Origin of the sequence: Glycomyces amatae, assembly GCF_020991375.1 — a bacterium.
Lineage (GTDB): Bacteria > Actinomycetota > Actinomycetes > Mycobacteriales > Micromonosporaceae > Glycomyces > Glycomyces amatae.
The window spans coordinates 245,389-271,508 of sequence record NZ_JAJLQZ010000002.1; the positions used below are offsets into that span (position 1 = coordinate 245,389).

Genomic DNA, 26,120 nt, shown 5'->3' on the forward strand with positions numbered 1-26,120 from the left:
CCACCCGGAGCCAGCGTAAAGCGCTGATAGGAACGAACGGCCATGGCTCGAACCGTAGCACAGGGCCGCGCCCGCGCCGGGGCGCGGGAGGCCCGGATCACCGGTCGGGGCCGAGCCCGGCCTCGTAGGCGATGAGGGCGGCCTGGACCCGGTTCTCGGTGCCCAGGGCGGTGAAGAGCGAACGGAGGTACTGCTTGACGGTGCCTTCGGCGAGGTGGAGCGAGGCGGCGATCTGGGCGTTCGAGAGGCCTTGGCCGACGCCGGCGAGGACGTCGCGCTGGCGGTCGGTGAGGCCCTGGACGAGCGCCTGGGCGCGCAGGGACCGGTCGACGCGGGCGGGGGCCTGGCGGCGGATGAGCCAGCGGGCCACGCGCGGGGAGAACGCGGCGCCGCCCCCGGCCAGGGCCCGCACGCCCGCGATGAGGTGGTGCGGGTCGTCGGACTTGAGGAAGAACCCGAGGGCGCCGAGGCGGACGGCCTCGGCGATGTAGTGCTCGTCGGAGAAGGTCGTCAGCATCGCGACCGGGACGGCCATCTCGGCCTGCTGGAGCCTCTCGAGGGTGCGGATGCCGTCGAGGCGGGGCATCTGGATGTCGAGGAGGACGACGTCGAGCAGGCGGGCGCGGGCGAGTTCGAGCGCGGCGGCGCCGTCGTCGGCCTGGGCGGTGACCTCGATGCCGTCGGCGGTGGCGAGGATCCCGGCGATGCCGGCGCGCACGAGCCGGTCGTCGTCGGCCAGGAGCACCCGGATCGGGCCCTCGGGGCGGGGTTCGGTCGGCTCACTCATCGGGCGGGATCGTATCAGCGGCGACGACCCGGTCGCCCTCGAAGCAGATGCGGTAGACGTCGACGCGTTCGAAGAAGCTGACGGACGCCTCGTAGTAGCGGCAGGTCGAGCCGGGCGGTTCGGGCAGCGCCGCGGTCGGGGCGTCGAGCATGTCCGTCGGGGGCAGCAGGCGCTCGGTCGAGCTCTGGGCGTCGCCGACCTCGATGGCCGCGAAGCGTTCGGGCGGCAGCACCGAGGCGATGGTGCTGTACACGAAGTACCCGGTCACGGCCAGGGCGAGCGAGGCGAGCACGGCGATCGGCGCCAGCCAGGCCTGCCGGGTGGTCCGGCGGCGCCCGCGTTCGGCGTCGGCGGCCTCCGCGGTGAGCACGCGCAGCCGCGAGGACCCGGGGTCGGCGGCGGTCGTCGAGGGCATCGCCTCGCGGGGGAGCCTGACGGCGAGGGTGAAGTCCTCGTCCGAGGTCGTCCGCAGCGTGCCGCCGAGGATCTCGATGCGGTGCCGCAGCGCGACGATGCCGTGCCCTCCCCGCTCGGACGGCGGGGCCGGGGACGTCGCGTTGCGCATCTCCAGCACCGCCTCGTCGCCGTCGAGGTCGATCGCGAGGTGCACGGCGGCGCCCGGCGCGTGCTTGGCGGCGTTGGTCAGTCCTTCCTGGAGCACCCGCATCAGCGCCGCGTGCGTGTAGTCGTTGGTGCGTTCCGCCACCTCCGGGGCGATGGCGCCGTGCACGGTGACGCCGGAGGCGCGCGCGCGTTCGATGACGTCGCCGATGCCGAGGCCGCTGAGCGAGGCGGTGTCACCGGGCCGCCGTTCGGCCAAGAGCGCGACGGTCTCGCCGAGCTCCTCGGAGGCGGCGGCGGCGTTCTCGCGGATGCGCTGCAGTTCGGCCCTGGCGTGGTCCGGCAGCGCCTCGTCGAGGGAGAGCCTGGAGGCCTGGACCGCGATGAGCGTCAGGCGGTGCCCCAGTCCGTCGTGGATCTCCCCGGCCATCGCCTCCCGTTCGCGCGTCACCGCCTGCTCGACGCGGGCCTCGTGCTCCCGGGCCTCGGCGAAGGCCAGGTCCCAGCCGCGGCGCACGTAGCGGCGCTGGGCGCGCGGCACGGCGACGGCCAGCATGGCCAGGAGCAGGCAGGAGGTGTAGGCGACGCCGATCAGGAAACCGAGGAGGGGGTCCGACCGCGTCCACTGCCCGAGCAGCGCCGAGGTGGGCAGCGCGGTCCCCACGCCCGCGGCGACGAGCGCCAGCGGCACCTTCGCCCAGCCGATCAGGAGGCCCGTCGCCGTCGCGGCCGCGATCACCGCGACCTCGCCCGCGTCGAACAGCACCCTCACCAAGTGGGTCATCTCCACGGTCCCCAGTTGCTCGAGCCAGTGCATGGCGAGCGCGAAGACCACGCCCGCGAGCGCGGCCGCCGCGGTGAGGGCCCGTCTGGTCGAGGGGGGCGAGTCGTTGTCGAACACCTCTCCAACATAGGGAGGGCGGGCGGGCGCGCCTACTCGCTTTCGTTAGTCGGGGTCCTCGCTTTCGGCACTGCACGGGGCGCCTTCGCGGTTCGTAGCGTCGTTGCCATGCTCGACCAGTTCACCCAGTTCCTCGACGCCGCCGCCGGATACGGCGCGGCGGTCCTGGCGTTCGTGTTCGTCGTCGCGGCGGTGGAGGCGGTCTTCGGCCTGGGCGCGCTCGTGCCCGCCGAGACGGCCCTCGTCCTCGCCGCGCTCGTGCTCGCCGGGAGCCCGCTGCTGTTCGCGGCCGTCCCGGCCGCCGCCGCGGGCGCCTTCATCGGCGACCACCTCGGGTTCGCGCTCGGCAGGCGGCTGGGGCCGCGGATCGCCCGGACCCGCGCGGTGCGCCGGATCGGGGTGCGGCGGTGGGAGGAGGCGACCGGTTTCGTCGAGCGCCGCGGGGTCGGCGTCATCGTCGTGGCGCGGCTCCTGCCGGGGGTGCGGACGCTGGTCGCCGCGGCGGCGGGGGCCTCGCGGATGCGCTACCGGCGCTTCGCGGCCGCCACCGGCACGGCGGCCCTGGTGTGGTCGCTGCTGTGGGTGCTCGGCGGGGCCGCGCTCGGCACGGCGTTCCTCGAGTTTGCCGACCGCGCGGCGCTCCCGGCCCTGGCCGCCGTAGCGGCGGTCGCGGCCGTGCTCGTCGCCCTGCGGCTGCGGCGGCGCGCGGACGGGTCGGCGCGATGAGCCTCGGACTGCCGGTCGCGGCCCTGCTCCTGGCCGCCATGGTCGTCGCCGACTTCTTCGTGCCGGTGCTGCCCAGCGCCACGCTGATCGCGGCGCTCGCGGGGTTCCTCGCCGGGGACGCGGTCCTGATCGCGGCGCTGATCGCCTGGGCGGCCCTGGCGTCGTGGCTCGGAGACCTGCTGGGCTACCGGGTCCTGCGCCGCACCCGTGCGAGGATGCGGCGGCCGATCGGACCGGGCGAGGCCGTCCGCCTCGAATTGAAGCTGCGGGCCGCGCTGCGGCGCCGCCCGCTCGGGACGACCGTGGCGGCCCGGTTCCTGCCGGCGGGCAGGACCGCGCTGGCCTGGACGGCCGTCGTCACCCCCGATTACCCGCACGCGCGGATGTCGGCGGTCGCGGCCGTGGCGTGGGCCTGCGGCATGGTCGGCGCGGGTCTGCTGGTCGGCGGGGTGCTCGGGTCGGGGCTGGTGTCGGCGGCGGTGACCGCGTGCGCGGTGGCCGCGGCGGGTGCGGTGCTCGGCCGCCGGTACAAGGGCGCGTGGCCCGGCGCTCGCGGACGCGCGTGAGCGGGTCGCAGTGGCGGACGGTCCCCAACCTCGTCACCGCGCTGCGGTTCGCGCTGGTCGTCCCGATCGCGGTGCTCCTGCTGACGGGGACGCATCCGCTGCTGGCAGCCGGGCTCGCGGTGGTCTTCGGCGCGTCGGACTGGGTCGACGGGTACCTGGCGCGCAGGCTCGGCCAGGCAGGCCGGGTCGGGGCGGTCCTGGACGCGGTCGCCGACCGCGTGGGCGTCGGGTGCCTCGCGATCGCGTTGGGGGCCGCGGGGGCGGTGCCGTGGTGGGCGATCGCGGTGTTCCCCGCGGTCGACCTGGCGGTCGGGGGCGTGTACCTGGCCCGGAGGCGGCCGCTGGCGGTGACCGCGCTGGGGAAGGTCCGGACCGGCGCGGCGATGGCCGGCGTCTTCCTCGTCTTCGCCGGTCTGGTGCCGGGGCTCGGCGGCCTCCTGCCGGTCGGGCAGGTCGTCCTGGGGATCGGTGCGGTGCTCCACATCGGCGCCGGGGCCCTCTACATGAGGCGGCTACTGCGGTGAGTCCGGTGCGGAGCACCGGGGCTACTGGGCGAAGGCTCCGAGCAGCTCGTAGAGCTCGGCGGCCTTGGCGGCGTCGCCCTTCACGGTGAGGGCCTCCGGGGGCAGGCGCCGCCACAGCCACATCAGCAGCTCCCCGGGGGTGCCGTGGACTTCGGCCTGCGCGTCGGCCTCGGTCCCGGCGGTGACGGCCGCCCCGGCGGGGCCCACCTGCACCGTCCACGACGCGTCCCCGGCGGCGAGGGCGACGGTGAGCCCGGCATGGGCCTCCAGCTCCGCGGCCAGGTGGCGGCGGTGCGCCCGGCTGCCCCAGTCGACCATGACCTGGAGCATCTCGTCGGCGCCGTCAAGGGCGAACGCCGGTTCGACGGGGCCGATCGCGCGCCCGGCCGCGAGTTCGGCGTCGGCGCGGTGGACGACGGTCTCGTGCGCCAGGCGGCGGATCCAGAACCCGACGGTCTGGTCGGGCCCGTACCAGGTGTAGGCGAGGCTGTCGGGTCCGCGGTCGTCGAACTCGGCGAGCAGGTCGGCGAGCGCGGCGTCGAACCGCTCCCCGGGTGCCCCGGCGCGCCGGGGCATGTCGGCGTCCTCGGGCGCGCGCATCAGGCGCATCGACTGGATCTTGTGGTCGTAGGTCTCGGTGACGTGGTCGAGCAGGTCGGTGGCCGTCCACTCAGGGCAGGTGGGGACTGGGGCGTCGGGGGCGGCGGCGAGCGCGGCGGCCTTGAAGCGGGCGGCCTCGTCGACCAGGCGGGTTCGCAGGGCGGGAAAGTCCATGCGCCGCATCCTGCCAGGACCCTCCGACACGCCGCGGGCGGCTCACGTTCTTCACCGGTCGCGTTCGCGTTGAGCCGCAACGTAAGCGCTCCCGGGCGGGACCGTTCCCCCGTCGGTGGCGGCCGTGTCGCGGCGCCCTTCGGTCGCGATGCGGTCCCGCCCGGCGACAGGTCAGGCGGTGCGGGCCCGCCAGCCGCCTGCGGCGGTGATGTCCTCGCCTGCGGGGCGGTTGGCGACGAAGCCGGTCGTCCAGGTGCCGTCGTCGAGTTCGACCTTGCCGAGGGTCATGGGGGCGGGCAGGGCGTCGAGGAAGCGGCCCAGTGCGGCCGGGGACAGCAGCCACCGCTCCCCCGGCAGGCTCGCGCCGTTCTCGGTGCGGACGACGAGGGGTTTCGGCGGTTCGGTGTCCAGTTCGTACATCCGGTAGGCCGGTGCGGTGCGGACCTCCCCCGCGAAGCGGGCGCCCAGGTCGGTGAGCTGGTGGTTGAGGGGCATCCCGGTGAGGTGGGCGCCGAAGACGACCAGTCCGGCCCCATTGGGCGCGAACAGGGGCGCCGGGACGCCCTGGGCGCGGGCGGCGAGGTCGACGGCGACCTGGTCGCGGAAGGCCGGGGCGATGACGCTGACGCCGAAGCCCTTCGTGCCGGCGCGTCCGGCGGGGATCGCGACGGCGGCCATGTCGAGCAGGTTCACGAAGTTCGTGTAGGTGCCCATGGCGGCGTTGACGCCGATCGGGTCGGCCTGGACGGCCGCGATCGTCGGGTGCAGCGGCGCGGTGGGCAGTATGAGCGCGTCGAAGCCGTCCAGGAGCGCTTCGGCGTCGCGGCAGGCGGCGCGCAGGCGCTGCTGGTCGGCCACGAAGTCGGCGGCGGTGAACTTGCCCGACCGCTCGACGATCTCGGCGACGGTGGGGTCGGCGTCGTCCGCCCGCAGGTGCCGTCCGAACGCGGCGTACCGCTCGGCCAGGAGCGCGCCCTCGTAGAGCAGGAGTGCGGCGTCCAGGAGCGGCTGCACGTCGATGGGCGTGCGTTCGGCGTCGAACGCGGCGAGCGCTTCCTTCCACAGGGGACGGAACTCGGGGTCGAGGGCGGTGAGGTTCGCGTCGGTCGGGACGGCGATCCGCGGCCTCGGCGGGGCGGCGAGGACGGTGTCGGCGGGCCAGTCGCGCCCGGCCGGGTCGGTCGGTGATGGCCCGGACATGACGCGGATCGCGGTCGTGGCGGTGGCGAGGTCGGGGGCGAAGACGGTCACGCAGTCGTAGGAGGGGCTGGCGGGGACGACGCCGTCGGCGGGGACGAGGCCGAGGCTCGCCTTGACGCCGACGATGCCGTTGAGGGCGGCCGGGACCCGGCCGGACCCGGCGGTGTCGGTGCCGAGGGCGAAGTCGGCGATGCCGAGGGCGACGGCGACGGCCGACCCAGAGGAGGAGCCGCCGGCGATCAGGTCGGGGTCGGCCGCGGCGCGGACGGGCCCGTAGGGGCTGCGGGTGCCGACCAGGCCGGTGGCGAACTGGTCGAGGTTGGTCTTGCCGAGGCAGACCGCCCCGGCCGCGCGCAGCCGCGCGACGGCGGTCGCGTCCCGTTCGGCCGTGTAGGCGAAGGAGGGGCGGGCGGCGGTGGTGGGCAGCCCTCGGACGTCGATGTTGTCCTTGACGGCGTAGAGCATCCCGGCCAGGGGGAGGTCCTCTCCGGCGGCGAGGCGGGTCTGCGCGCCGAGGGCCTCGGCCAGCACGCTGTCCTCGTCCCGCAGCGTGATCCAGACTTCGGGCCGGTCGGCCTCGGCGATGCGGCGGTAGGCGGCCTCGATCCGCGCCGCGGTGGCCGACCGGTGCGCGCCGCCTTCGGCGGGCGCGGGCGGGCGGGCGTCGCGGCGCCCCTCGGGTTCGCGGCCCGCCGCGGCGGGCATGGCCGCGGGCCGGTGCTCGTCGCGGCCCGGCTCAGGACCGCGGCCGGCGTCGATGGAGTCGTGGTTCACGGCTTCCCCTGTCTTGTCGTCCGCGGTGCCTGGTGCGAGTCGATCACGAGCAGCGGCGCGCCCGGGGCGACCTGGTCGCCGGGCCTGACCAGGACGCGCGCCACGGTGCCCGCGGTGGCGGCGGTGACGGGCATTTCGAGTTTCATCGCCTCCAGGACCACGACGGTGTCCCCGGCGGCGACGGCGTCGCCTTCGGCGGCGGTGACGCGCCAGACGCTCGCGGCCATGGGCGCCTCCACCAGGGTCTCGCCGGGGGCGAGGGCGACGTCGTCGGACCCGCCGGGGGCGGGTTCGGTGTGGTCGCGGTCGAACTCGCCCGCTGCGGCCCACCGGCGGCGTTCGGCTTCGAACGCGGCCGTCTGGCGGGTGCGGAACGCGTCGATGTCGGCGGCGTTGTCGGCCAGGAGGCGCCGGTAGTCGGCGTAGGCGAACGTGCCGGGGCGGATGTCGATCGCGGTGCGCCCGGCGGCGAGTTCGCGGCGGGTCAGGGCCAGTTCGTCCTCGGAGACGCGCTCGAAGACGACGCGGTCGAAGAAGCGCAGCAGCCACGGCAGGCCGTCGTGGAAGGAGGGGAGGTCCCGCAGGCCCGCCCAGATGGGGGCGGTGCGGCCGACGAGCTGGTAGCCGCCGGGCGAGTCCATGCCGTAGACGCACATGTAGGAGCCGCCGATGCCGACGGTGCCTTCGGCGGTCCAGGTGCGGGCGGGGTTGTACTTGGTGGTGACCAGGCGGTGCCTCGGGTCGACGGGGACGGCGGCGGGCGCGCCGAGGTAGACGTCCCCGAGGCCCAGGACGAGCCATTCGGCGGCGGTGGCGATCCGGGCGACGTCCTCGACCGAGGCGAGGCCGTTGACGCGGCGGATGAACTCGATGTTGGAGGGGTTGAACAGGGCGTCGTCGCGGACGTTGGTGGTGTAGCGGTCGATGGCCTCGTCGACGACGGCGTCGTTCCAGGAGATCGGGAGGCGCACTTCGCGGGAGGGCACGGTCATGTCGGCGATGTCGGGCAGGTCGGCCTCGAGTTCGACCAGGAGCCCGGTGAGGGTCCGGACGGGGAGGACGTCGGGGTCGACGTGCAGGTGGAGGGAGCGCACGCCGGGGGTGGTGTCGATGATGCCGGGCGGGGCGGCCGCGGCGAGGGCGTCCATGAGGGCGCCGACCCTCATGCGCAGGCCGAGGTCGAGGTGCATGGGCCCGTATTCGAGGAGGAGCGCGTCGTCGCCGGCCCTGCGGTAGGCCACGGCGGGGCGGTCCTCGGCGGCGTCGATCGCGGCGAGCGTGGCGGTGTCCTCGTTCGCGCCGATCAGCGGGACGGGCGCGGTCAGGGGTGCGGCGCGCAGGCGGTCGGCCTCGGCTTCGGCCACGGGCGTGAAGGCGACGGTGTCGCCGGGGCGCAGCTGCCCGAGCTTCCACCGGTCGGCGGTGGCGACGGTGAAGGGGCAGGCGAACCCGCCCAGGCTGGGCCCGTCGGGGCCCAGGAGCGCGGGGGTGTCGCCGGTGAAGTTGACGGTGCCGACCGAGTACGGGTTGTCGTGCAGGTTGGAGGGGTGGAGTCCGGCTTCGCCGCCGTCGGTGCGCGCCCATTGCGGGCGGGGCCCGTCCAGGCGCACGCCGGAGCGTCCGGCGTGGACCTGCACGGTCCAGGTCGCGTCGTAGAGGCGGGCCATGTCGGCGGTGGTGAAGTAGTGCGGCGCCGGCTGGGGTCCGGGTGTGACGGCGAGGTTCCAGTCGTGGCCGAAGGCGGGGCGCTCGGCGGGCGGGACCGGCGCGGTCGGGCCTTCGGCTCGGACGGGGACGAGGCGGTCGCCCACGCGCAGCCGGTCGCCGGTGTAGCCGCCGATGCGCCCGGGCGGGAACGTGGCGGCCGAGCCGAGGAACAGCGGGACGTCCAGGCCGCCTTGGAAGAGGAGGTAGGTGCGGGCGCCGGCGTCGGCGACCGGTCCGATGGCGAGTTCGCCCCCGGCCGGGACGGTGAGCGGGACCCACTGCTCGACCGGCGATCCGTCCAGTGTGACCGGTGCGGGGGCGCCGGTGACGCACACGGTCACCGGGACGCCGAACCGCAGCGTGGGCCCGGCGATCGTGCATTCGAGGCCGGGCGCGCCTTCGGGGTTGCCGAGGGCGCGGTTGCCGAGGCGGAAGGAGTAGTCGTCCATCGGCCCCGAGGGCGGCACGCCGACCTGCCAGTGCCCGGTCCGGCCGGGGTAGTCCTGCACCGTGGTCAGGACGCCGGGCGCGATGACGTCGATGCGCGGCGAGGCGTCCTCGATGGTGGCGACGGTGCCCGTGTCGTGGCGGACGGCGGCGACCCGCTCGTCGGCGCTCGCGGCCCGCAGCTGCCCCAGGTTGGTGTGGACGCCTTCGATCCTGGTCTCGCCCAGGGCGCTTGCGAGGGCGGCCCAGGCGGCGGCGCGGTCGGGCCCGGTGGTGACGATCTTGGCGAGCATCGGGTCGTAGACGGCCGGGACCTCGGCGCCCCGCTCGATCCACGTGTCGACCCGGGCCTCAGAGGGGAAGTCCACGCAGGTCAGCAGGCCCGCCGAGGGCAGGTGGCCGCGGGCGGGGTCCTCGGCGTAGACGCGGGCCTCCACGGCCGCGCCGGTCACCGGCGGGCCGGTCTCGGGCACGGCGTCGAGGAACGCGGTGTCGCCCGCGGCGGCCCGGATCATCCACTCGACGAGGTCGATCCCGAGGACCGCCTCGGTGACGGGGTGCTCGACTTGGAGCCGCGTGTTGAACTCCAGGAACGAGGCCTCTTCGCGTTCGGGGTCGTAGATGAACTCGACGGTCCCCGCCGACCGGTACTTCGCCGAGGCGGCGAGGTCGCGGGCCGCCGCGTGCATCCGCTCCCGGACGCGGTCGGGGAGCCCGGGCGCGGGGGCCTCCTCGATCACCTTCTGGTGGCGGCGCTGGAGCGTGCAGTCGCGGTCGGCCAGGCTGACGACGCGGCCGAGCCCGTCGCCGAAGACCTGCACTTCCACGTGCCGGGCCCGGCGCACGTACCGCTCCAGGTAGACCGCGTCGTCGCCGAAGTTGTCGGCGGCCAGACGCCGCACGGTGGTGAACGCCTCGGCGAGTTCGGCGGCCGAGTCGGCGACGCGCATGCCGATCCCGCCGCCGCCCGCGGAGGCCTTCACGATGACGGGGAACCCGACGGCCTCGGCCGCGGCGACCGCTTCGGCGGGCGAGGCGAGCGCGGCCGTCCCGGCGGCCAGCGGGACCCCGGCGAGGGTGGCGGCCTCGCGGGCGGTGACCTTGTCGCCGAACTGCTCCAGCTGGTCGGGGGTGGGGCCGATGAACACCAGGCCCGCTTCGGCGACGCGCCGCGCGAACGCGGCGTTCTCGGCCAGGAACCCGTACCCGGGGTGCACGGCCTGCGCGCCGGTGTCCTTGGCGGCGGACAGGATCGCGTCCGTGTTCAGGTAGGACTCGGCGGGCGCGGCCGGGCCCACGCACACCGCCTCGTCGGCGTCGCGCACGTGCAGGGAGGCCGCGTCGGCCTCGGAGTAGACGGCGACCGCGGCGATGCCGAGCCGGTGCGCGGTGCGGGTGATCCGGCGGGCGATCTCGCCGCGGTTGGCGATCAGGATGCGGTCGAACACGACAGGACTCGCTCTCACGGCAGAGGTCAGGGGCGGACGGCGTTGGCCAGGTGGGCCCAGGTCAGCGCCGCTTCGGCGCGGCCGACCACGATGGTGCGGGAGGTCTCGATGTGGCGGTCGAGGATCGCGGTGGCGTCCGCGTAGCGGCCTTCGAGGGCGCCTTCGGCGATGGCGATGTGCTCGCCGATGGTGGCGGCCATGCGCTCTTCGGTGAAGTAGTCGAACATCCGGGCGGGCCGGATCTTGTTGTTGACGACCTTCAGCGCCTCGGCGAGCTGCGGGTTCCCCGAGGAGGCGAGGAGGGTGAGGTGGTAGCGCTCGTCGGACTCCACGAACCCGGCGCTGGGGTCGGGCGGCGCGGCCCGCAGCCGGTACCAGCGGTCGAGTTCGGGCCCGAGGAGGTCGCGGTCGTGGCGGACGCCGGGGTCGGCCGCGGCGCGGGCCAGGCCGCGCAGCTCGAGGGTCAGGCGGACCTCGTAGAGGTCGTTGAGCTGGTCGATGCGCGGCCGGTAGGGGTAGAGGCCGTCGACGTCGCGCGAGACGAGGCCGTCGGCGGACAGGCGGCTGAGGGCCTCGCGCACGGGGGTGCGGGAGACGCCGTAGTTCCCGGCGAGGCGCTCTTCGCCCAGGCGCTTGCCCGGTTCGTACCGCCCGGTCATGAGGTCGGCGCGCAGCGCCACGTAGACGCGGGCGGCCAGCGGCTCATCGGTGTCGGGCAGCGGCGAGAATCCGAGGGTCATGCGTTTACTCCGGTCCGGGGAAGGCGAGCGCGGCGTGGGCGGGGCGACGGGCGCGGGTCATATGGACATCGCCTCCCGCACCCGCGCCTCGGCTGCTCCCCCGGTGTCGCCCGCGGAGGCGATCCGGCCCGAGCGCAGGACGCAGTACCGGCTCGCCGCCTGGAGCGCGAACCCGAGGTGCTGCTCGACCAGCAGGACCGACAGGCCCCCGCGCCGGGCGAGGTCGACCACGGTGGCCTCGATCTCGGCGACCACGTTCGGCTGGATGCCCTCGGTCGGCTCGTCGAGGATCAGCAGGCGCGGCTCGGTGATGAGCGCCCGCGCGATCGCCAGCTGCTGGCGCTGCCCGCCCGAGAGCAGCCCGGCCTGGCGGCCGAGCAGGCCCCGCAGGGCCGGGAACAGGTCGAGCTGCGCGTCGATGAGGGCCTTGCCGCGCTTGCGCCCGTCGGCGACCAGCCGCAGGTTCTCCCCCGCCGTCAAATGAGCGAAGCACTGCTGCCCCTGCGGCACGTAGGCCATGCCGGCCTTGACACGCTTGTTCGCGGGCCTGCCGGTGACGTCGGCGCCGTCGAAGGCGACGGTGCCGCCCATGGCGGGCAGGAGGCCGACGATCGCCCGCAGCAGGGTGGTCTTCCCGGCCCCGTTGTGGCCCATGACGGCGACGACCTCGTCGGCGCCGACGTCGAGGTCGATCCCGTGGACGACCGCCGAGCGGCCGTAGCCGCAGGTGAGGTCACGCACGCGCAGCATCGGCCGCCTCCTTCGCGGTGCCGAGGTAGACCTCCTGGACGCGGGGGTCGGCGGCGACCTCGTCGACCGAGCCGGAGGCGAGCACGGCCCCGGCGTGGAGGACGGTGACGCGGTCGGCGAAGGCGCGCATGAAGTCCATGTCGTGCTCGACCACGGCGACGGCGCGGTCGGCGGCGATGTCGTGGAGGAGGCGCCCGGTGGTGTCGCGCTCGTCGTGGCCCATGCCGGCGATGGGCTCGTCCAGCAGGAGGACGTCGGCGTCGCCGACCAGGAGCATGCCGATCTCCAGCCACTGCTTCTGGCCGTGGGCGAGGGTGCCTGCGGGGGTGTCGGCGGCGTCGCGGAGGCCGATGCGGTCCATGGTGTCGACCACGACGGCGGGCAGGCGCCTGCGGCGACGCAGGAGGGAGAGCGCCGATCGCCCGGCCCCGGCGGCGATGTCGAGGTTCTGGGCGACGGTGAGGTGCTCGAAGACCGCGGCGGTCTGGAAGGTGCGGCCGATGCCCTTGCGGGCGATGTGGTGGACCTTCTTGCCGCGCAGTTCCTCGCCGTCCTTGACGACCGAGCCGGCGTAGGGGGCGAGGCCGGTGACGGCGTCGACCAGGGTGGTCTTGCCGGCGCCGTTGGGGCCGATGAGGAAGTGGACCTCGCCGCGGGCGAGTTCGAGGTCGACGCCGTCGACGGCTTTGAACCCGTCGAACGAGACTTCGATGTTCTTGCAGGTCAATACGGCGCTCATGCGGCGGCCTCCACGGGTGTCGGCTTGGTTCGGAACCGTTTCGTCAGGGCGGCGGCCGAGGCGAGGCCGCCGGGGAGCAGGGCGATGACGAGGATGAACAGGAGCCCTTGGGCGTAGGTCCACGCCGAGGGGAACTGCTCGGAGAGGGCGGTCTGGGCCCAGGCGACGACGAGGGCGCCGACGACGGGGCCGACCAGGCTCGCGCGGCCGCCGATGGCGACGCCGAGGAGGAACATGATCGAGGGGACGATGCCGATGCTGGCCGGGGAGATGATGCCCACGATGGGCACGAAGACGGCTCCGGCGACGGCGGCGAACAGGGCGGCGGCGGCGTAGGCGACGACCTTGACGTTGGCGGCGTCGTAGCCGAGGAACCGGACGCGCTCCTCGGCGTCGCGGACGGCCACGAGGAGTTCGCCGTAGCGCGAGCGGCGCAGTTGGAGGCTGACGGCGACGACGGCCAGGAGCACGGCGGCGGCGATGAAGTAGAGCATCCGCTGGTTGGCGGGGTCGGCGAGAGTGAACCCGAAGAAGTATCGGAAGCGCGAGAGGCCGTTGAAGCCGCCGAGGGACTGCTGTCCGATGAGGAGGATCGCGAAGGCGCCGGCGAGGGCCTGGGACAGGATCGCGAAGTAGGCGCCCTTGACGCGGCGCTTGAAGACCGCGAGGCCGAGCAGGACCGCGAACGCGGTGGGCAGGACGAGGATCGCGGCGACGGTGAAGACCGGGGAGGCGAAGGGCGCCCAGTAGGCGGGCAGTTCGCGGATGCCGGCCAGTTCCATGAAGTCGGGGACGGCGCCGGGGCCGCCCTCGAACCGGGCGTCGGCCATCTTCAGGTGCATGGCCATGAGGTAGGCGCCCATGCCGAAGAAGACGCCCTGGCCGAGGGTGAGCATCCCGCCGCGGCCCCACGCGAGGCCGATGCCGACCGCGACGATCGCGTAGCACAGGAACTGGGCGAGCAGGCCGAGCCGGAAGCCCGAGAGGACCAGGGGGGCGAGTCCGAACAGGACGAGTGCGGCGGCGGCGAACCCGGTCCAGGTGCCGAGCCGGGTGTCGAGGAATCGGGTCATCGGCGTTCGCTCCGATCCGGGGAGGCGGGTGCTCATGCGAGGCTCCTGGTGCGCAGGGTGAACAGGCCTTGGGGGCGCAGTTGCAGGAAGACGACGATGACGACGAAGACGCCGACCTTGGCGAGCGAGGCGGTCGAGTAGGTCTCGAATACCGCTTGGAGCGCGCCGAGGGCGACGGCGGCGACCACCGCGCCCTTGATCCGGCCCAGGCCTCCGGCGACGACGACGAGGAACGCGTCGACCAGGTAGGACTGCCCGGTGGTGGGGCTGGTGGAGCCGATGAGGGTCAACGCGACCCCGGCGACGCCGGCCAGGCCCGATCCGATGAAGAACGTCCCCGCGTCGACCGCCCGCGAGGAGATCCCGGCGGTCTCGGCGAGGTCGCGGTTGCCGACCACGGCGCGGATGCGCCGCCCGGCGGGCGTGAACCGCAGGACCAGGGCCACGGCGGCGACCGACAGGACCGCCAGCGCCATGATGAACAGGCGGGTCCTGGGGACGGTCACGCCGAGCAGGTCGACGCCGCCGCGCAGGGCCTCGGGCACCGAGACGTTCACCGCGGGCGCCCCGAAGACGTCGCGGGCGGCCTGCTGGAGGATCAGGCCGACGCCGAAGGTGACCAGGAGCGTGTCGAGCGGCCGGTGGTAGAGGCGGCGGATGAGCAGGGCCTCCAGGACCAGGCCCATCGCGCCGCCCACCAGGAACCCGGCGGGGAGGGCGATCAGGAGGGACGCGCCGGCGTCCCCGACGACCTGCTGGACGACGTACGCGGTGTAGCAGCCGGCCATGATGAACTCGCCGTGCGCCATGTTGACCACGCCCATCTGCCCGAAGGTGAGCGAGAGTCCCAGGGCGGCCAGCAGCAGGATCGATCCGGTGCTCAGGCCGGTGAACAGCTGTCCTACGAGGAGGTCCACGGTGTCTCCTTCCCGATCGCCGGCCGGTTACTCGGTCACCGAGAGGTCGGCGGCCCAGTCGTAGCCTTCGAGGAACGGGTCGGGCTCGATGGGCGCCGGGGACTCCCAGACGGTGTAGAGCAGGCCGTCGGCGCTGATCTCGCCGATGCGGGCGGTCTTGGTGACGTGGTGGTTGTCCCCGTCGATGACGACGGTCCCTTCAGGGCCGTCGAACGAGACGCCGTCGGCGGCGGCCTGGACGTCGGCCACGGCGAAGGACCCGGCCTTCTCGACGGTGGCGGCCCACAGGTGGACCGAGGTGTAGGCGGCCTCCATGGGGTCGGAGGTGACCCGGTCGGCGCCGTAGGCGGCCTTGAACGCCTCCACGAACGCGCTGTTCGCCGGGGAGTCGAGGGTCTGGTAGTAGTTCCAGGCGGCGAGCTGGCCTTCGATGTTCTCGACGCCGATGCCGCCCACCTCCTCTTCGGCGATGGAGACGCTCATGACGGGCATGTCGGCGGCGGTGAGGCCGACGTTGGCGTACTCGCGGAAGAACGCGACGTTCGAGTCGCCGTTGAGGGTGTTGAAGACCGCGTCGGCCCCGGCGGACTTGACCTGGTTGACGATCGTGGAGAACTCGGTGGAGCCGAGGGTCACGTAGTCCTCGCCGAGGACCTCGATGCCGTGGGCCTCGGCGTAGGCGTTGATGATCGCGTTGGCGGTGCGCGGGAAGACGTAGTCGGAGCCGACGAGGTAGAGCGACTCGGCGCCGGTCTCGGCGAGGTAGTCGAGGGCGGGGATGATCTGCTGGTTGGTGGTCGCCCCGGTGTAGAAGATGTTCTCGCTCGCTTCGAGGCCCTCGTACTGGACGGGGTAGTACAGCAGGGAGTCGTTGTCCTCGAAGACCGGGAGCATGGCCTTGCGGGAGGCGGAGGTCCAGCCGCCGAAGACGGCGGCGACGCAGTCCTCGCGGATAAGCTTCTCGGCCTTCTCGGCGAAGACGGTGGGTTCGGAGGCGCCGTCCTCGGCGACGATCTCGATCTGCTTGCCCTGGACGCCGCCGGCGGCGTTGAGCTCGTCCACGGCGAGTCGGATGGCGTCGCGGACGGTGGTCTCGGAGATGGCCATGGTGCCCGAGAGGGAGTTGAGGGCGCCGACCTTGACCGTGTCGCCGGAGGTGTCGAGGCAGGATTCGGCGGCGACGGTCTCCTCTCCGGCGCGGGCGCCGCACGCGGCGGTGGCGAGGAGTCCGGTCAGGGCGGCGGAGGCGGCGAGGGCGCGGGCGAGCCGGGCGGGGAGGGGGAAGCGGTGTGGCATGTGCAGCGTCAGACCTTTCGCAGAGGAGCGTCCCGGCGACCGGAAGGCATCGACGGATGTCGAAGCCGACGCGGTGGGGGCGCCGGGTCTGCATGGGGGCACCGCCGCAGTTCACGGCGGTGTACGGGCGCGTATACAGCGGCGTATCCGCACTGGATTCAACCTAAGGTCGCGATGTTTCACCGCCGTGCGCGTCGAGCACGGCCGTGTGAAATACGGTTGCCGGGCCGTAAACAAGCGCGCACAACCGAAACGGCGCGATGGGAGCCCGGCCGGGCTCCCATCGCGCCGTGCTCCTCATCGGGATCGGCGGCGCGTCCTCAGCCGGTGGCGGCTCGGCTCACGAGCACGCCGGCGGCGCGTCGTCGAGGCCGGGCGCATGGGCCGCCCACTCCTCCTCGGTGATCTCGCGGTCGATCCGGTCGCACACCGCGGTGTACGGATCGTCGAGGAAGGAGAGGTCCCAGGTGTGCAGTTGGGCGCCGAAGCCGGTGAGGCTCCTGCCGTCCGCCGCGAAATGGAGGTGGTCGCCGGCGTTGAAGCCGGCCATCGAGTGCAGCAGCTGTCCCCGCTTCGCGTCCCAGACCGTCACCACCTCGCCGAAGTCACCGCCGTGACCGGTGTCGGCGAAGTAGCGTCCGTCCGGGCTCAGCGCGAAGCCTTGGGGAGTGTAGGCGCCGTGGTGTTCCACGAGCACCGCCAGCTCGTCGGAGCCGAGGTCCCACCGCCATATGCGCGCATAGGTCTGCACGAGCGCGAACGCCCCCGAGGCGTCCATCCGGATCGCCGGAACATATCCCAGGTCGTGGAAGCTCGTGCTGCTCCACGTGTCGGTGCTGAAGGCCTGCAGCCCGCCGTCACCGCCGAGGAGCATTTCGGATCCGTCGGGCGAGAAGGCGATGCTCGACACGGACCGCAGTTCGGTGCGGACGGTCCTCACCGGCTCCCCTGTCCAGTCGGCCGTGCTCCACAGCTCGACCTCGGCGTACTCGGTGGAGCCGCCCTGCTCGGACAGGGCGACCGCGAGCCGGGTGCCGCTCCCGTCGAAGGCGAGCGCGTCGACCGGACGGGGAGCCTCCAACGCGGCGATCTCCGTCATGGTCTCCACATCGATGACGCTGACCCCGGTTTCCCACTCGGCTGCCGAGGCCAGCGTCGAGCCGTCCCCCGAGAGCGCCATGAGTCCGCTCGGGGTCTGCGTGATCGTCTTCGCCCGAGGGTCGTCCAACAGCACGTCCCGCTCCTCGCCCATCGGCCAGTACTGGACTCCCGCAGGGTTTCCCGTGATGAACCCCCCGTCTTCGGGCAGCACGACGCCGGCGGTGAAGCCGTCCTGGCCGGTGGCCTGCCAGGCGTTGAACACCGGAGCGACGTCGGTCATCTCGTCGGGGTCGACGAGGAGGACTTGGGAGCCGAGCGCCATCGCGATGGCGCTCCCGTCCGGGGCGATGTCGACCGGGCAGTGCAGATCAGGGCACGGGGGCAGGGTCAGTGCGCCGGTCTGCATCCGCGAGTCCATGTCCCACAGGCCGATCGCCCGCGCACCGGCCGAGCCCATGAGGGTGTTTCCGTCGGGCATGAAGGTCAGCAGGCCGTCGAGCCCGACGAACACCTTCGTGTCGGGTCGCTCGACGCCGACCGGGTACACCACGGCCCCTTGCGGATGTGTCGCTCCCGCGAAGACCCCGTCGGGGCTGTACCCGAACGCGTTCGGCGACGGCAGGCCTCCGCCGAACATCTCGTGGCCGTCCTCGATGCCGACACTGTGCACCGACGCCTCCGCGTCCAGGCCGTCGAACCCGACAATCACCGCCGAGCCCGACAGGTTGAAGCCGACCGCGGTGATCGACTTGTCCTCGGTGAACGAGCGGACCTCCTCACCGGTGTCGGCGGCGAACACCGACACGGTGTCATGGGTGGCGACCGCGACCAGGCCGCCGTCGGCGCTCAGGGCCAGATGCTCAGGGGGCAGACCGTCGAACGCTATCTCCGTGGGGGCCTGCTCCGGCGTCTCGAGGCCCCAGAGGCGCACCGCGTCGTCGAACAGCACCGCAAGCGTCCGCGAATCCCGATCGAAGTCCATGATCGCGCCCTCACCGGACATGTCCATTGTCCAGAAGGAGCTGGGCCGTATCGTCCCGGACACGGTCCAGTCGGCGGTGTCCCACAACGTGATGACGCCGTCCCGGTCCACAGCGGCCAGCAGGTGCCCGTCGGGACTGAACGCGAGCGCGCCGGCGTCCGCACCGGTGAAATCGAGCGTGCCCGCGAGCGGGTTGCCGACCGATGCCCGGAGCGCCGTCTCGGCCTCGGCGGTGGGGCTCAGCTCCCAGGCTGTAGCGGCCAGCAGCCGCGCGAGGTCGCCGTCCGTCGCTCCCGCTTCGAGGCTCGCGTCGGCGAGCTCCCGCGAGACCGCCAGGTCGCGCTGGTCTGCCGCGCTCTGCTGGGCCAGGTAGGCGGCCGCGGCGGCGACCACGGCCACCACGAGCAGGCCGACCAGGCCGCCTGCGACGATCCGCCGACCCCGCCGGCGTCCCCGTTCGGCGGTTCGGGACTGCTCCAGGAACGCCGGTGCGGGCGGGCCCGGCGGCGGGAACCGGTCGGGGTCGGGTCGCCACACCTCCGCATGGGCCTGTTCGACCGCCTGCAATCGGGTGCCCCGGTAGAGGAACGAGGGGTCGCGGCCTTCGCGGTCCCATTCGGCGGCGTCGTCGGCGAGCTGTCCGAGCAGGGCCAGGCTCGCGAAGTCGTCCTCCAGCCAGCGCCGGAGGCGCTCCCAGTGGCCGAGCAGCGCGTCGTGGGCGATCTCGACCCGGGGCGTCTCGCCGTCGGCGGTGACGACCAGCAGCCGCTCGGCGGTGAACGCCTCGAGTACCGCCGCCCCGTCGTCGAGCCGCTCGCAGCGATCCCGGTCGGCCGGGACGCGGGCGAGCTCACCGGGCCCGGTGACCTTGACCAGCATCCGGAACATCGCCTGGGCGGTCTGCCGCCGGCGTTCGCCGAGGTCTGCGAAGACCTTCTCCGCGCTGGTCTGCACCGATTTCGCGACGCCGCCGACCTGCTCGGTGTAGGCGCGGCGGGTCAGCCGGTCGCCGTCGCGGAACCGCCACAGCTGCAGCATCGTCTGGGACAGCAGCGGCAGCGCGGCGACGCCGAACCCGGAGCCGGTCGCGGGGTCCCGGAGGTCGGCGAGGAGGTCGTCGGCGAGTCCGGGGTCGAGGCTGAGCCCGGCCGCGGCGGCCGGAGCGGTCAGCGCCTGCCGGAGCTCGGTCGCAGTCATCGGTCCGACGATGAACTGCTGCTCCTGGAGGACCGGGACCAGTTCGGGGTGGGCCGCGCAGCGGTCGGTGAAGTCGCTGCGCATCCCGATGACCACGAGCGCGCCCGCTCGGCTCGCGCCGTCCGCCATGGACAGCAGCGCCGTGATGAAGGACTGCCGTTCGGCGGCGTCGGTGAGGGTGAACAGCTCCTCGAACTGATCGACGACCAGCAGCAGCCGCGCGTCGTCGTCCATGGTCAATGCGCACTGCCGGGCCAGGAGCCCTGCCTGCTCGGGGTGGTCCAGGAGCGTTCGCCGCAGGCCCGCCGGGTCGCCGCCGGTCAGGTTGGCGAGGTGCGCGGCGAGTTCGTCCAACGGGGTCGATCCCGGTGTCATCAGGATGCGCGGCCACTGCTCGGAGTCCGCGGCGGGCAGGGCGCCTCCGGTCACGGCGGGCAGGAGTCCCGCCTGGATCAGCGAGGACTTGCCCGAGCCCGACGCGCCGGTGACCATCACGATCCCCGGGCCGGCGAGGCTCGCCGCCGCCCGGTCGACCAGCTCGGCTGTGAGGCGCTCGCGTCCGTGGAAGACCGCGGCCTCGTGTTCGCGGAACGGCCACAGTCCGCGGTACGGCGGTTCGTCGCCCCAGTCCGCCGGCGGGGTCCCCGGCGCTGCGCCGTCGGCCCGCAGTGCCGAGCGGATCGCCCTGAGTTGGCCTTGGATGAGCTGCAACTGGGTGCTCTGCCGTCGGCTGAGCGCCTGGCCGCTCCGCTGCCGGGTCTCCTGGCGGTAGGCGCTGCGCAGCAGGTCGACGACGGCGGCCCCGATGTCGGTGAGGAGTGCATCGAACTCGGCGAAGCGCCCGGAGAGCGCGCCGAACTCGGCCAGGAGCCGCTCTTGCAGTTCTGCGTCACCGGTCTCGACGGCCGCTGCAATGGACACTTGGGCCGCTTTGAGCTCGTCGAACAGGGTGGCCAATGCGGTTCGGATCTCGGCGGCGTCGTCGGAGTCGGCGTCGAGGAGTTCGTCGAGGTGTTCGGCCAGCGCCGACTCGATCTCGCTCCGGTCGGGGTCAGCCCCGTCGGATCGGTTCGATCGGAGGCGGTCCGTGACGCCGACGACCACACCGGTCAGGGCGCCGCTGCCCACACCGCCGAGGACCCCTGTCAGCGCCGCGGCCAGCGGGCCGGCGCCGATCGCGGCGAGCGGTGCGAGCGCACCGGCGCAGATCAGCGCCAGGACGGTCGGATGGGAGGCTTCGCGCAGGGTGCGGGCGGTGTTGGCGACGGCGGTCCGGATACCGTCGCGCATGAGGCGACGGGCGTGCTGAGGGGTGTTGTCTGGTGCCACGTTCCAACGCTGTCACGATGTCTCGCGTTCAGCTCGCTCTGAATCAGTCTTTTGACGGGAATCCGACACTTCGAGGGACACCGTCGCGCGTTGCCCGCCAAGGGATCGCGGGAGGTTTCGGGACTGGAACGCGGGTCCGGGCTCGTCGCGGTCGGCGAGCCGTTCGCTTGCAGCGCGGGTCGCTCGCGGCTCGATGTGAAACACGGTTGCCGGTCCCTGTTCGCACCGCGCGAGGAGCGTCCCGGCGGGATGTCATAGGGGACGGATACGGTCGGACCGATGAGCGATGAAGGGCCGATGGCCGTTGAAGACGAGGTCCGCGCTTTCGCCGCGGTGCGGGACGCGGCGCTGACCGGCAATGACGCGGCGCTGATCGCCGGTCATATGGCCGAGGAGTGGGTCTACGTCGACGCGCAGGGCGTCACGACGAAGGCCGAGTTGATCGACTGGATCGCCTCGGGCCGGTTGGTGCATCACACGATGGCGGTGGTCGGGGGCGAGCGCTTGGCGCGCATCGGCGACACCGTCGTCTTCACGGCCCGCGTGACGAGCACGGGGGCGTGGGACGGCGTGCCGTACGCGACCGATGAGTGGATCAGCGAGGTCTACGTCCGCGTGGAGGGGCAGTGGCGGGTGGCGTTCACGCAGAAGACCGACGCGTGACCGCCTGGTCGCCTCGTTGCCGGAAGGCGCGCGAAGCATATCGGTGAGGCCCCTTCGGGCCGGGCGCGAAGGCGCCCGGCCCGAAGGGGCCTCTTCAGTGGCAGGGTCAGCAGCAGCCCAGGTCGCTGTTGGTGCCGGCGCCGTCGATGTCGATGACGCCGTGCAGGTCCGCGCCGGGCCAGGTGTTCCCGGCGGCGGCTGGCGCGGCTGACGCCAACGTGAGTGCCGCCGCGGCGGCGAGTCCGACGAGGACGGTGGCGATTCGCTTGCGCATCGGGGGTCTCCTTCTTCATGAGGGCGCTGGGGTCAGCGCCGCTACAGCGAGCATGCCGCATCGCACGGGCGGCGATGCCCGAACGCGTGTCCCGGTTCGTCCGGGACGCAGGCCCGTCGAGACTCGGGCGTGAGGCGCCCGGAGCGGCGCCGGGGCACCAGGGCGCGTCGGCGAACCCCCGGTCGAGCCCGTCGATTCGCGCGGCGGGCGCTCGCCGGCCGCCGCGCGGGCCGGACGGCGCCCGGTGGCGGTCCGCCGACGCGCCTTAAGCGTCCGCGGCGCGGCGCAGGCGCACCACAGCGGACCAGATCCGCACCGCCGCCAGGAGCAGCCCGGCTACGCCGAGGGCGACCAGCAGCCAGGCCACGTCGGGCGCGATGCCGACGTACGCGGCCCAGCTCGGCGCCATGCCGGGCACGAAGAAGAAGGACACGTAAGCGACCGCGAGCGCCGCGACCGTCCAGCACGCGGCGCCGGTGATCGCCTTGGCCGGCGTCGCTTTGCGGGCCCTGCCCAGGCGTCGGAGCGTCCGCACGATCATGAACACCGCCGCCGCGGTCAAAAGGCACAGTCCGGTCAGGAGCGAGGGGTAGAGCGGGTCCGGCCCGTGCTCGGCCGGCTCGCCCCCGGCGAGCATCCGCGCCGCGCCGAGCATCGTGCCGATGAGCTCGCCGTCCTGGAGGTACCCGTACCGGTTCTGCGCGACCACGACGGCCCGGTCGAGCTCGGGCAGGAGGATCACCCCGGCCGAGAACCCGGGGGTGCCGCCGGTGTGCCAGACCGTGTTCGTCCCGAGGTCGTCGTTGCGCTCGTCGACGCGCCAGCCGAGCCCGTAGTCGACCGTGTCGCCGACCTCGGCCGCACCGGTGTGCATGAGCGCCACCGACTCCGGGGTCAGCACGCCGTTCAGGCGGTCCTCGTCCAGCATGGCCTCGGCGAAGCGCTGGAGGTCGGTGACCGTCCCGCCGAGGTAGCCGTAGCTGGGGCCGGTCGGGTCGAACCCGGTCGTGATCGGCCACGACCGCCCGAAGACGACCGCGTGGCCCCGGGGCACCTCGGCGGCCGCGTCCTCGGTCGCGACGACGCCGTCCATGCCGAGCGGGTCGAGCACGGCGGCGCGCAGGTACTCCTCGTAGGGCACGCCCGCGACGGCCTCGATCACGGCGCCCGCGACGACGTAGTTCGCGCTCGCGTACTCGAACGCCTCGCCCGGTTCGGCGAGCGGCTCGACGTCGGCGAGATCGGCCACGGCCTCGCCGTAGGGGTCCTCGCGGTGGCCGTAGTCGTCGGTGACGCCGGTGCCCTCGGGGATGCCGCTGGTCTGCTCGAGCAGGTGGCGCACGGTGATCCGGTCCGAGCGGTCCTCGTCGGCGAGCGTGAAGTCGGGGAGGTAGGTCGTCACGGGCTCGTCGAGGTCGAGCAGGCCGTCCTCGACGAGGGTCATCGCGGCGGTCGCGGTGACGGGCTTGGCGACCGAGCCCCACAGGAACGGGGTGTCGAGGCCGACCGGGTCGCCGTCGCCGGTCTCGCCCCACGCGGCGGCGTGGGTGTCGCCGTCGAGGTCGATGATCGCGTAGGCGGCGCCGGGCACGCCCGTGGCCTCGAAGCGCTCTTCGAGGTAGCGCTCGATGCGGTGGTGGGACCCGTCGTCCGGCGGTGCCTGCGGCAGCGGTCCGGCGAGGGGGGTGAGCGCGGCCAGTGCGGCCGCGATGGCGGTGGTGTTCATGGCTTCCAATGGGTGTTGAGGAAGAGGCGGAATAACCATACGGCGGTATGGCTACGAGATAACCATACATCGGTATGATTATCGGGTGCCGAGGACCGCAGACCACGAACTCCGCCGCGCCCAGATGGCCGAGGCGGTGCACCGACTCATCGCCCACGACGGTCTCGACGCCGCCACCATGGCCGCGGTCGCCCGCGAGGCCGGCTTCTCGGTGGGACTGGTGCAGCACTACTTCAAGTCGAAGGACGAGCTGCTGCTGTTCGCCTACCAGCGGATCACCGCGAGCCTGCTCGAACGCGTCGCGACCATCACCGCCCGGGGCGAGGCGGCGGGGCAGCCCATCCGCGACATCCTGCTGACGGGCCTGAAGGAGCTCCTCCCCCTCGACGCCGCCAGGCGCGGCGAGCACCGCGTCTCGCGGGCGTTCCAGGCCCGCGCCATGGACGTGCCCGCCGCGGCGGCCGTCGCCGAGGCGACCGCCGCGATGATCACCGGCAAGATCGCGCAGGGCGTCGAGAACGGCAAGGAGTGCGGCGAGGTCGAGCCGGGCACCGACGCGGCACTGGGCGCGGTCGAGCTGACGGCCCTGACGGACGGCCTGGCCGACCGCCTCTACCGCGAACCGGACCGGAGCGTCGCGGGACGGTCGGGAGCCGAAGCGGCCGAAGCGATCCTGGCCGACCGGCTCGCGGCGCTGTTCCCCGGCGAGTGCCGCCACTACGCCTGAGGCCGCCTCCGCTCACCGCCCTCGCGCCGCCGCGGGGCGGCAGAGGGCTGTCAGGCGCGGCCCGTCGCGGCCCTCGCGCCACCCGCAAGGCCGCGCGCCGACGGCGACCGCCGGGCGTCTCCCGGTCCGGCGGCGCCGGAGCCCGCAGCGCTCCACATCGGGGCCCGGCGGTCGCCGACAGGAGAAGCAAGCGCTTGACAAGCGCTGCGGCGGGGGCATAGCATCGCACTGACGCGCCGTATTGAAACGTTTCATTCCCTCGATGTCCAGGGTCCACCGAGACCCTTGTCCCCGAACGCATCCCGGACACCCTCTCCTCCCCCGACTACGCCGACGGAGATGATCCGCATGACACGACCGACGACCGCGACCCTGCGCCGCTGCCTGGCCGCCGCGGCAGCGGGCGCGACCGCCCTCGCACTCGCCTCACCCGCGCAAGCGCAAGACGAACCGCCGCCCGTGATCGAACCCGAAGTGGTCACCACCTTCGACACCAGCGCCGCCGGCGGCGGCGCCCGGCCCCTCATCGGCGACGTCTCCGGCGACGGCCGGCTCGACCTCGTCATGATGCAGCCCCACTACACCTCCGACGACCGCTACGAAGGCGCCCTCGTCGCCGCGCTCACCGCCTACGACATCGAGGGGAACCAGCTGTGGCAGGCGGGCCGGGTCGACCCGGCCGGGCGCAACCAGGGCTCGGACATCCCCGCCCAGATCTACGACATCGACGCCGACGGCCGCAACGAGGTCGTCGCGGTCATGCACCCCGACGGCGACACGACCGCCGAAGGCCGCTTCCACGTCTTCGACGGGCAGACCGGCGAACTCGAGTACGACTTCGCCCTCCCCGACCCGCAGGCCCACGACGCGATCATGTTCGTCAACCTCACCGGGAACGACACCGCGCAGGAGATCCTGCTCAAGGACCGCTACAACCGCGCCTGGGCGATCGACGCCCGCGGCGAGGTCCTGTGGACCCACGAGGGCAACACCGGCCACTACCCCTGGCCCTACGACTTCGACGCCGACGGCAGCCAGGAGATCATGCTCGGCTACGACATGGTCGACTCCGACGGCGAGGTCCTGTGGACCTACGACGCCGGCGGCCACGCCGACTCCATGTGGATGGCCGACATGACCGGCGACGGCCGCCCCGAGATCATGCTCGGCGGCGACGCCGCCATCGCCTTCGACGCCCTCACCGGCGAGCAGATCTGGCGCCAGGAGGACATCGTCGAGACCCAGAACATCATGACCGGCGACTTCATCCCCGAGGTCGAGGGCCTCGAATCCCTCGGCCTCGACCGCGTCGACCGCACCGCCCAGGGTTACGACGGCCTGTTCCTGCTCGACTCCGGCGGTGAGTTCGTCTGGAAGGAGGAGCGCGAGACGCGCGGCTGCTGGGGCTCGATCCCCGAGCCGATCCACAACTGGACCGGCGACTACAGCGACCTGATCATGGTCTGGAACCGCGGCTGCGACGAGCCCACCACCATCATGAACGGCAGCGGCGACACGATCACCACGCTGGACTCGGGCGCGCGGCTGTGGCACGCCGACTTCTGCGGCGACGACAAGGACGAGGTCCTGGAGTACCGCCAGGGCGTCTCGGCCACGATCAAGAGCAACGGCGAGTGCGACATCGACGCCAAGGTCACCGGCGTCCCGCTCCCGCAGGCCAAGCGCCTGCACAACAACACGCGGTACACCGCGGGCGACAGCCCCGTGGACCTCGCCGGCGACGGGCGGGTCACCACCTCCGGGGCCCTGCCCTGGCACCGCGGCGACCGCGCGATCGACGGCGACGACCGGACCGCGTGGAAGACCCTGTCGCGCAGCGAGGCGACCTGGCAGGTCGACCTGGGACGCTGGTACACCCTCTCGGGGGTCGAGCTGACCTTCCCGAGTTGGATGTGCGGGCGCGGCGCGAAGGAGATCGGCTACACCGTCGAGGTCTCCAAGGACGGCGAGCACTGGCTGACGGTCGTCGACCGCTCCGAGGGCGACCATGACGAGCAGACGCAGCAGGCCCGCTTCACCGGCCTGGGCCAGCACGTGCGCATCACGTTCACCGACCCGCAGCGCGTGGGCCTGCACCTGACGGGCCTGGCCGAAGTGGAGGTGCTCGGCCACCGGTAGGCGCCCTCAGCGGATGCGGCGGCCGCCGAGGACGCGGGCCCTGCTCGTCGGG

Annotated in this window: 20 protein-coding genes; 6 read left to right on the forward strand and 14 right to left on the reverse strand. The window is 73.3% G+C overall.

Annotated features, from left to right (window positions below; all coding sequences use genetic code 11):
* Window positions 1-97 precede the first annotated feature (97 nt).
* A complete protein-coding gene (locus LO763_RS04065; protein ID WP_230600664.1) occupies window positions 98-787 on the reverse strand; it encodes a response regulator transcription factor in 690 nt (229 codons plus the stop codon).
* Complete coding sequence (locus LO763_RS04070; protein WP_230600665.1) at window positions 780-2,249, reverse strand: sensor histidine kinase; 1,470 nt, start codon at window positions 2,247-2,249, stop codon at window positions 780-782. Before LO763_RS04070 ends, LO763_RS04065 begins: the two co-directional genes overlap by 8 nt.
* Before the next feature lie 108 nt (window positions 2,250-2,357).
* Between LO763_RS04070 and LO763_RS04075 the strand changes: the two genes are divergently transcribed.
* From LO763_RS04075 to LO763_RS04085, 3 genes are read left to right on the forward strand one after another with little or no spacing between them, the layout of a single operon-like run.
* Window positions 2,358-2,975, forward strand: a complete 618-nt coding sequence (locus LO763_RS04075) for a DedA family protein (RefSeq protein WP_230600666.1) — start codon at window positions 2,358-2,360, stop codon at window positions 2,973-2,975.
* On the forward strand, window positions 2,972-3,541 hold the full coding sequence (locus tag LO763_RS04080) for a hypothetical protein (RefSeq protein WP_230600667.1): 570 nt from the start codon (window positions 2,972-2,974) through the stop codon (window positions 3,539-3,541). Before LO763_RS04075 ends, LO763_RS04080 begins: the two co-directional genes overlap by 4 nt.
* Window positions 3,538-4,065, forward strand: a complete 528-nt coding sequence (locus tag LO763_RS04085) for a CDP-alcohol phosphatidyltransferase family protein (RefSeq protein WP_230600668.1) — start codon at window positions 3,538-3,540, stop codon at window positions 4,063-4,065. Before LO763_RS04080 ends, LO763_RS04085 begins: the two co-directional genes overlap by 4 nt.
* Before the next feature lie 21 nt (window positions 4,066-4,086).
* Here LO763_RS04085 and LO763_RS04090 read toward each other — a convergent pair whose 3' ends face one another.
* The 10 genes from LO763_RS04090 to LO763_RS04135 all read right to left on the reverse strand — a co-directional run bounded on the left by LO763_RS04090 (window position 4,087) and on the right by LO763_RS04135 (window position 20,500).
* Window positions 4,087-4,839, reverse strand: a complete 753-nt coding sequence (locus LO763_RS04090; protein WP_230600669.1) for a maleylpyruvate isomerase family mycothiol-dependent enzyme — start codon at window positions 4,837-4,839, stop codon at window positions 4,087-4,089.
* Window positions 4,840-5,010: 171 nt separating this feature from the next.
* Complete coding sequence (gene atzF, locus LO763_RS04095; protein WP_255671770.1) at window positions 5,011-6,744, reverse strand: allophanate hydrolase; 1,734 nt, start codon at window positions 6,742-6,744, stop codon at window positions 5,011-5,013.
* 65 nt (window positions 6,745-6,809) lie between these two features.
* Window positions 6,810-10,415 carry an urea carboxylase gene (gene uca, locus LO763_RS04100; RefSeq protein ID WP_230600671.1) on the reverse strand — a complete coding sequence of 1,202 codons (3,606 nt, stop codon included), beginning with the start codon at window positions 10,413-10,415 and terminating at the stop codon, window positions 6,810-6,812.
* Window positions 10,416-10,441: 26 nt separating this feature from the next.
* On the reverse strand, window positions 10,442-11,155 hold the full coding sequence (locus LO763_RS04105; RefSeq protein ID WP_230600672.1) for a GntR family transcriptional regulator: 714 nt from the start codon (window positions 11,153-11,155) through the stop codon (window positions 10,442-10,444).
* A 57-nt stretch (window positions 11,156-11,212) separates the two neighbouring features.
* Complete coding sequence (urtE, locus tag LO763_RS04110) at window positions 11,213-11,905, reverse strand: urea ABC transporter ATP-binding subunit UrtE (RefSeq protein ID WP_230600673.1); 693 nt, start codon at window positions 11,903-11,905, stop codon at window positions 11,213-11,215.
* Window positions 11,889-12,644, reverse strand: coding sequence for an urea ABC transporter ATP-binding protein UrtD (urtD, locus tag LO763_RS04115; protein ID WP_230600674.1), 756 nt, complete (start codon window positions 12,642-12,644; stop codon window positions 11,889-11,891). The genes urtE and urtD overlap by 17 nt, the downstream gene beginning before the upstream one ends.
* Entirely contained in the window at window positions 12,641-13,717 is a 1,077-nt protein-coding gene (urtC, locus tag LO763_RS04120; RefSeq protein WP_369431916.1) for an urea ABC transporter permease subunit UrtC, read from the reverse strand. The genes urtD and urtC overlap by 4 nt, the downstream gene beginning before the upstream one ends.
* A 32-nt stretch (window positions 13,718-13,749) precedes the next feature.
* A complete protein-coding gene (gene urtB, locus LO763_RS04125) occupies window positions 13,750-14,634 on the reverse strand; it encodes an urea ABC transporter permease subunit UrtB (protein ID WP_230600676.1) in 885 nt (294 codons plus the stop codon).
* A gap of 27 nt (window positions 14,635-14,661) precedes the next feature.
* Window positions 14,662-15,930 carry an urea ABC transporter substrate-binding protein gene (urtA, locus tag LO763_RS04130; RefSeq protein ID WP_230600677.1) on the reverse strand — a complete coding sequence of 423 codons (1,269 nt, stop codon included), beginning with the start codon at window positions 15,928-15,930 and terminating at the stop codon, window positions 14,662-14,664.
* Between the two features lie 340 nt (window positions 15,931-16,270).
* Window positions 16,271-20,500 (reverse strand): nSTAND1 domain-containing NTPase, encoded by a 4,230-nt coding sequence (locus LO763_RS04135; RefSeq protein ID WP_230600678.1) that lies wholly within the window; start codon window positions 20,498-20,500, stop codon window positions 16,271-16,273.
* 318 nt (window positions 20,501-20,818) lie between these two features.
* On the opposite strand from LO763_RS04135, the gene LO763_RS04140 reads away from it, so the two are divergent.
* On the forward strand, window positions 20,819-21,202 hold the full coding sequence (locus LO763_RS04140) for a nuclear transport factor 2 family protein (RefSeq protein ID WP_230600679.1): 384 nt from the start codon (window positions 20,819-20,821) through the stop codon (window positions 21,200-21,202).
* Between the two features lie 106 nt (window positions 21,203-21,308).
* On the opposite strand, the gene LO763_RS04145 is transcribed toward LO763_RS04140, so the two are convergent.
* Entirely contained in the window at window positions 21,309-21,476 is a 168-nt protein-coding gene (locus LO763_RS04145) for a hypothetical protein (protein ID WP_230600680.1), read from the reverse strand.
* Window positions 21,477-21,741: 265 nt separating this feature from the next.
* Window positions 21,742-23,202 (reverse strand): serine hydrolase domain-containing protein, encoded by a 1,461-nt coding sequence (locus LO763_RS04150; protein WP_230600681.1) that lies wholly within the window; start codon window positions 23,200-23,202, stop codon window positions 21,742-21,744.
* Window positions 23,203-23,287: 85 nt separating this feature from the next.
* Here LO763_RS04150 and LO763_RS04155 point away from each other — a divergent pair, with 85 nt between their 5' ends.
* A complete protein-coding gene (locus LO763_RS04155) occupies window positions 23,288-23,929 on the forward strand; it encodes a TetR/AcrR family transcriptional regulator (protein WP_230600682.1) in 642 nt (213 codons plus the stop codon).
* Window positions 23,930-24,277: 348 nt separating this feature from the next.
* A complete protein-coding gene (locus tag LO763_RS04160; RefSeq protein ID WP_230600683.1) occupies window positions 24,278-26,068 on the forward strand; it encodes a rhamnogalacturonan lyase family protein in 1,791 nt (596 codons plus the stop codon).
* Window positions 26,069-26,120: the final 52 nt, after the last annotated feature.

What these genes read in the sequence shown, in the direction of transcription:
- LO763_RS04065 (WP_230600664.1), bottom strand. Translation starts at nt 787, where the DNA reads ATGAGTGAGCCGACCGAACCCCGCCCCGAGGGCCCGATCCGGGTGCTC.
- LO763_RS04075 (WP_230600666.1), top strand. Translation starts at nt 2,358, where the DNA reads ATGCTCGACCAGTTCACCCAGTTCCTCGACGCCGCCGCCGGATACGGC.
- LO763_RS04080 (WP_230600667.1), top strand. Translation starts at nt 2,972, where the DNA reads ATGAGCCTCGGACTGCCGGTCGCGGCCCTGCTCCTGGCCGCCATGGTC.
- LO763_RS04090 (WP_230600669.1), bottom strand. Translation starts at nt 4,839, where the DNA reads ATGGACTTTCCCGCCCTGCGAACCCGCCTGGTCGACGAGGCCGCCCGC.
- atzF (WP_255671770.1), bottom strand. Translation starts at nt 6,744, where the DNA reads ATGCCCGCCGCGGCGGGCCGCGAACCCGAGGGGCGCCGCGACGCCCGC.
- LO763_RS04105 (WP_230600672.1), bottom strand. Translation starts at nt 11,155, where the DNA reads ATGACCCTCGGATTCTCGCCGCTGCCCGACACCGATGAGCCGCTGGCC.
- urtE (WP_230600673.1), bottom strand. Translation starts at nt 11,905, where the DNA reads ATGCTGCGCGTGCGTGACCTCACCTGCGGCTACGGCCGCTCGGCGGTC.
- urtD (WP_230600674.1), bottom strand. Translation starts at nt 12,644, where the DNA reads ATGAGCGCCGTATTGACCTGCAAGAACATCGAAGTCTCGTTCGACGGG.
- urtC (WP_369431916.1), bottom strand. Translation starts at nt 13,717, where the DNA reads ATGACCCGATTCCTCGACACCCGGCTCGGCACCTGGACCGGGTTCGCC.
- urtA (WP_230600677.1), bottom strand. Translation starts at nt 15,930, where the DNA reads ATGCCACACCGCTTCCCCCTCCCCGCCCGGCTCGCCCGCGCCCTCGCC.
- LO763_RS04135 (WP_230600678.1), bottom strand. Translation starts at nt 20,500, where the DNA reads ATGCGCGACGGTATCCGGACCGCCGTCGCCAACACCGCCCGCACCCTG.
- LO763_RS04140 (WP_230600679.1), top strand. Translation starts at nt 20,819, where the DNA reads ATGAGCGATGAAGGGCCGATGGCCGTTGAAGACGAGGTCCGCGCTTTC.
- LO763_RS04145 (WP_230600680.1), bottom strand. Translation starts at nt 21,476, where the DNA reads ATGCGCAAGCGAATCGCCACCGTCCTCGTCGGACTCGCCGCCGCGGCG.
- LO763_RS04150 (WP_230600681.1), bottom strand. Translation starts at nt 23,202, where the DNA reads ATGAACACCACCGCCATCGCGGCCGCACTGGCCGCGCTCACCCCCCTC.
- LO763_RS04160 (WP_230600683.1), top strand. Translation starts at nt 24,278, where the DNA reads ATGACACGACCGACGACCGCGACCCTGCGCCGCTGCCTGGCCGCCGCG.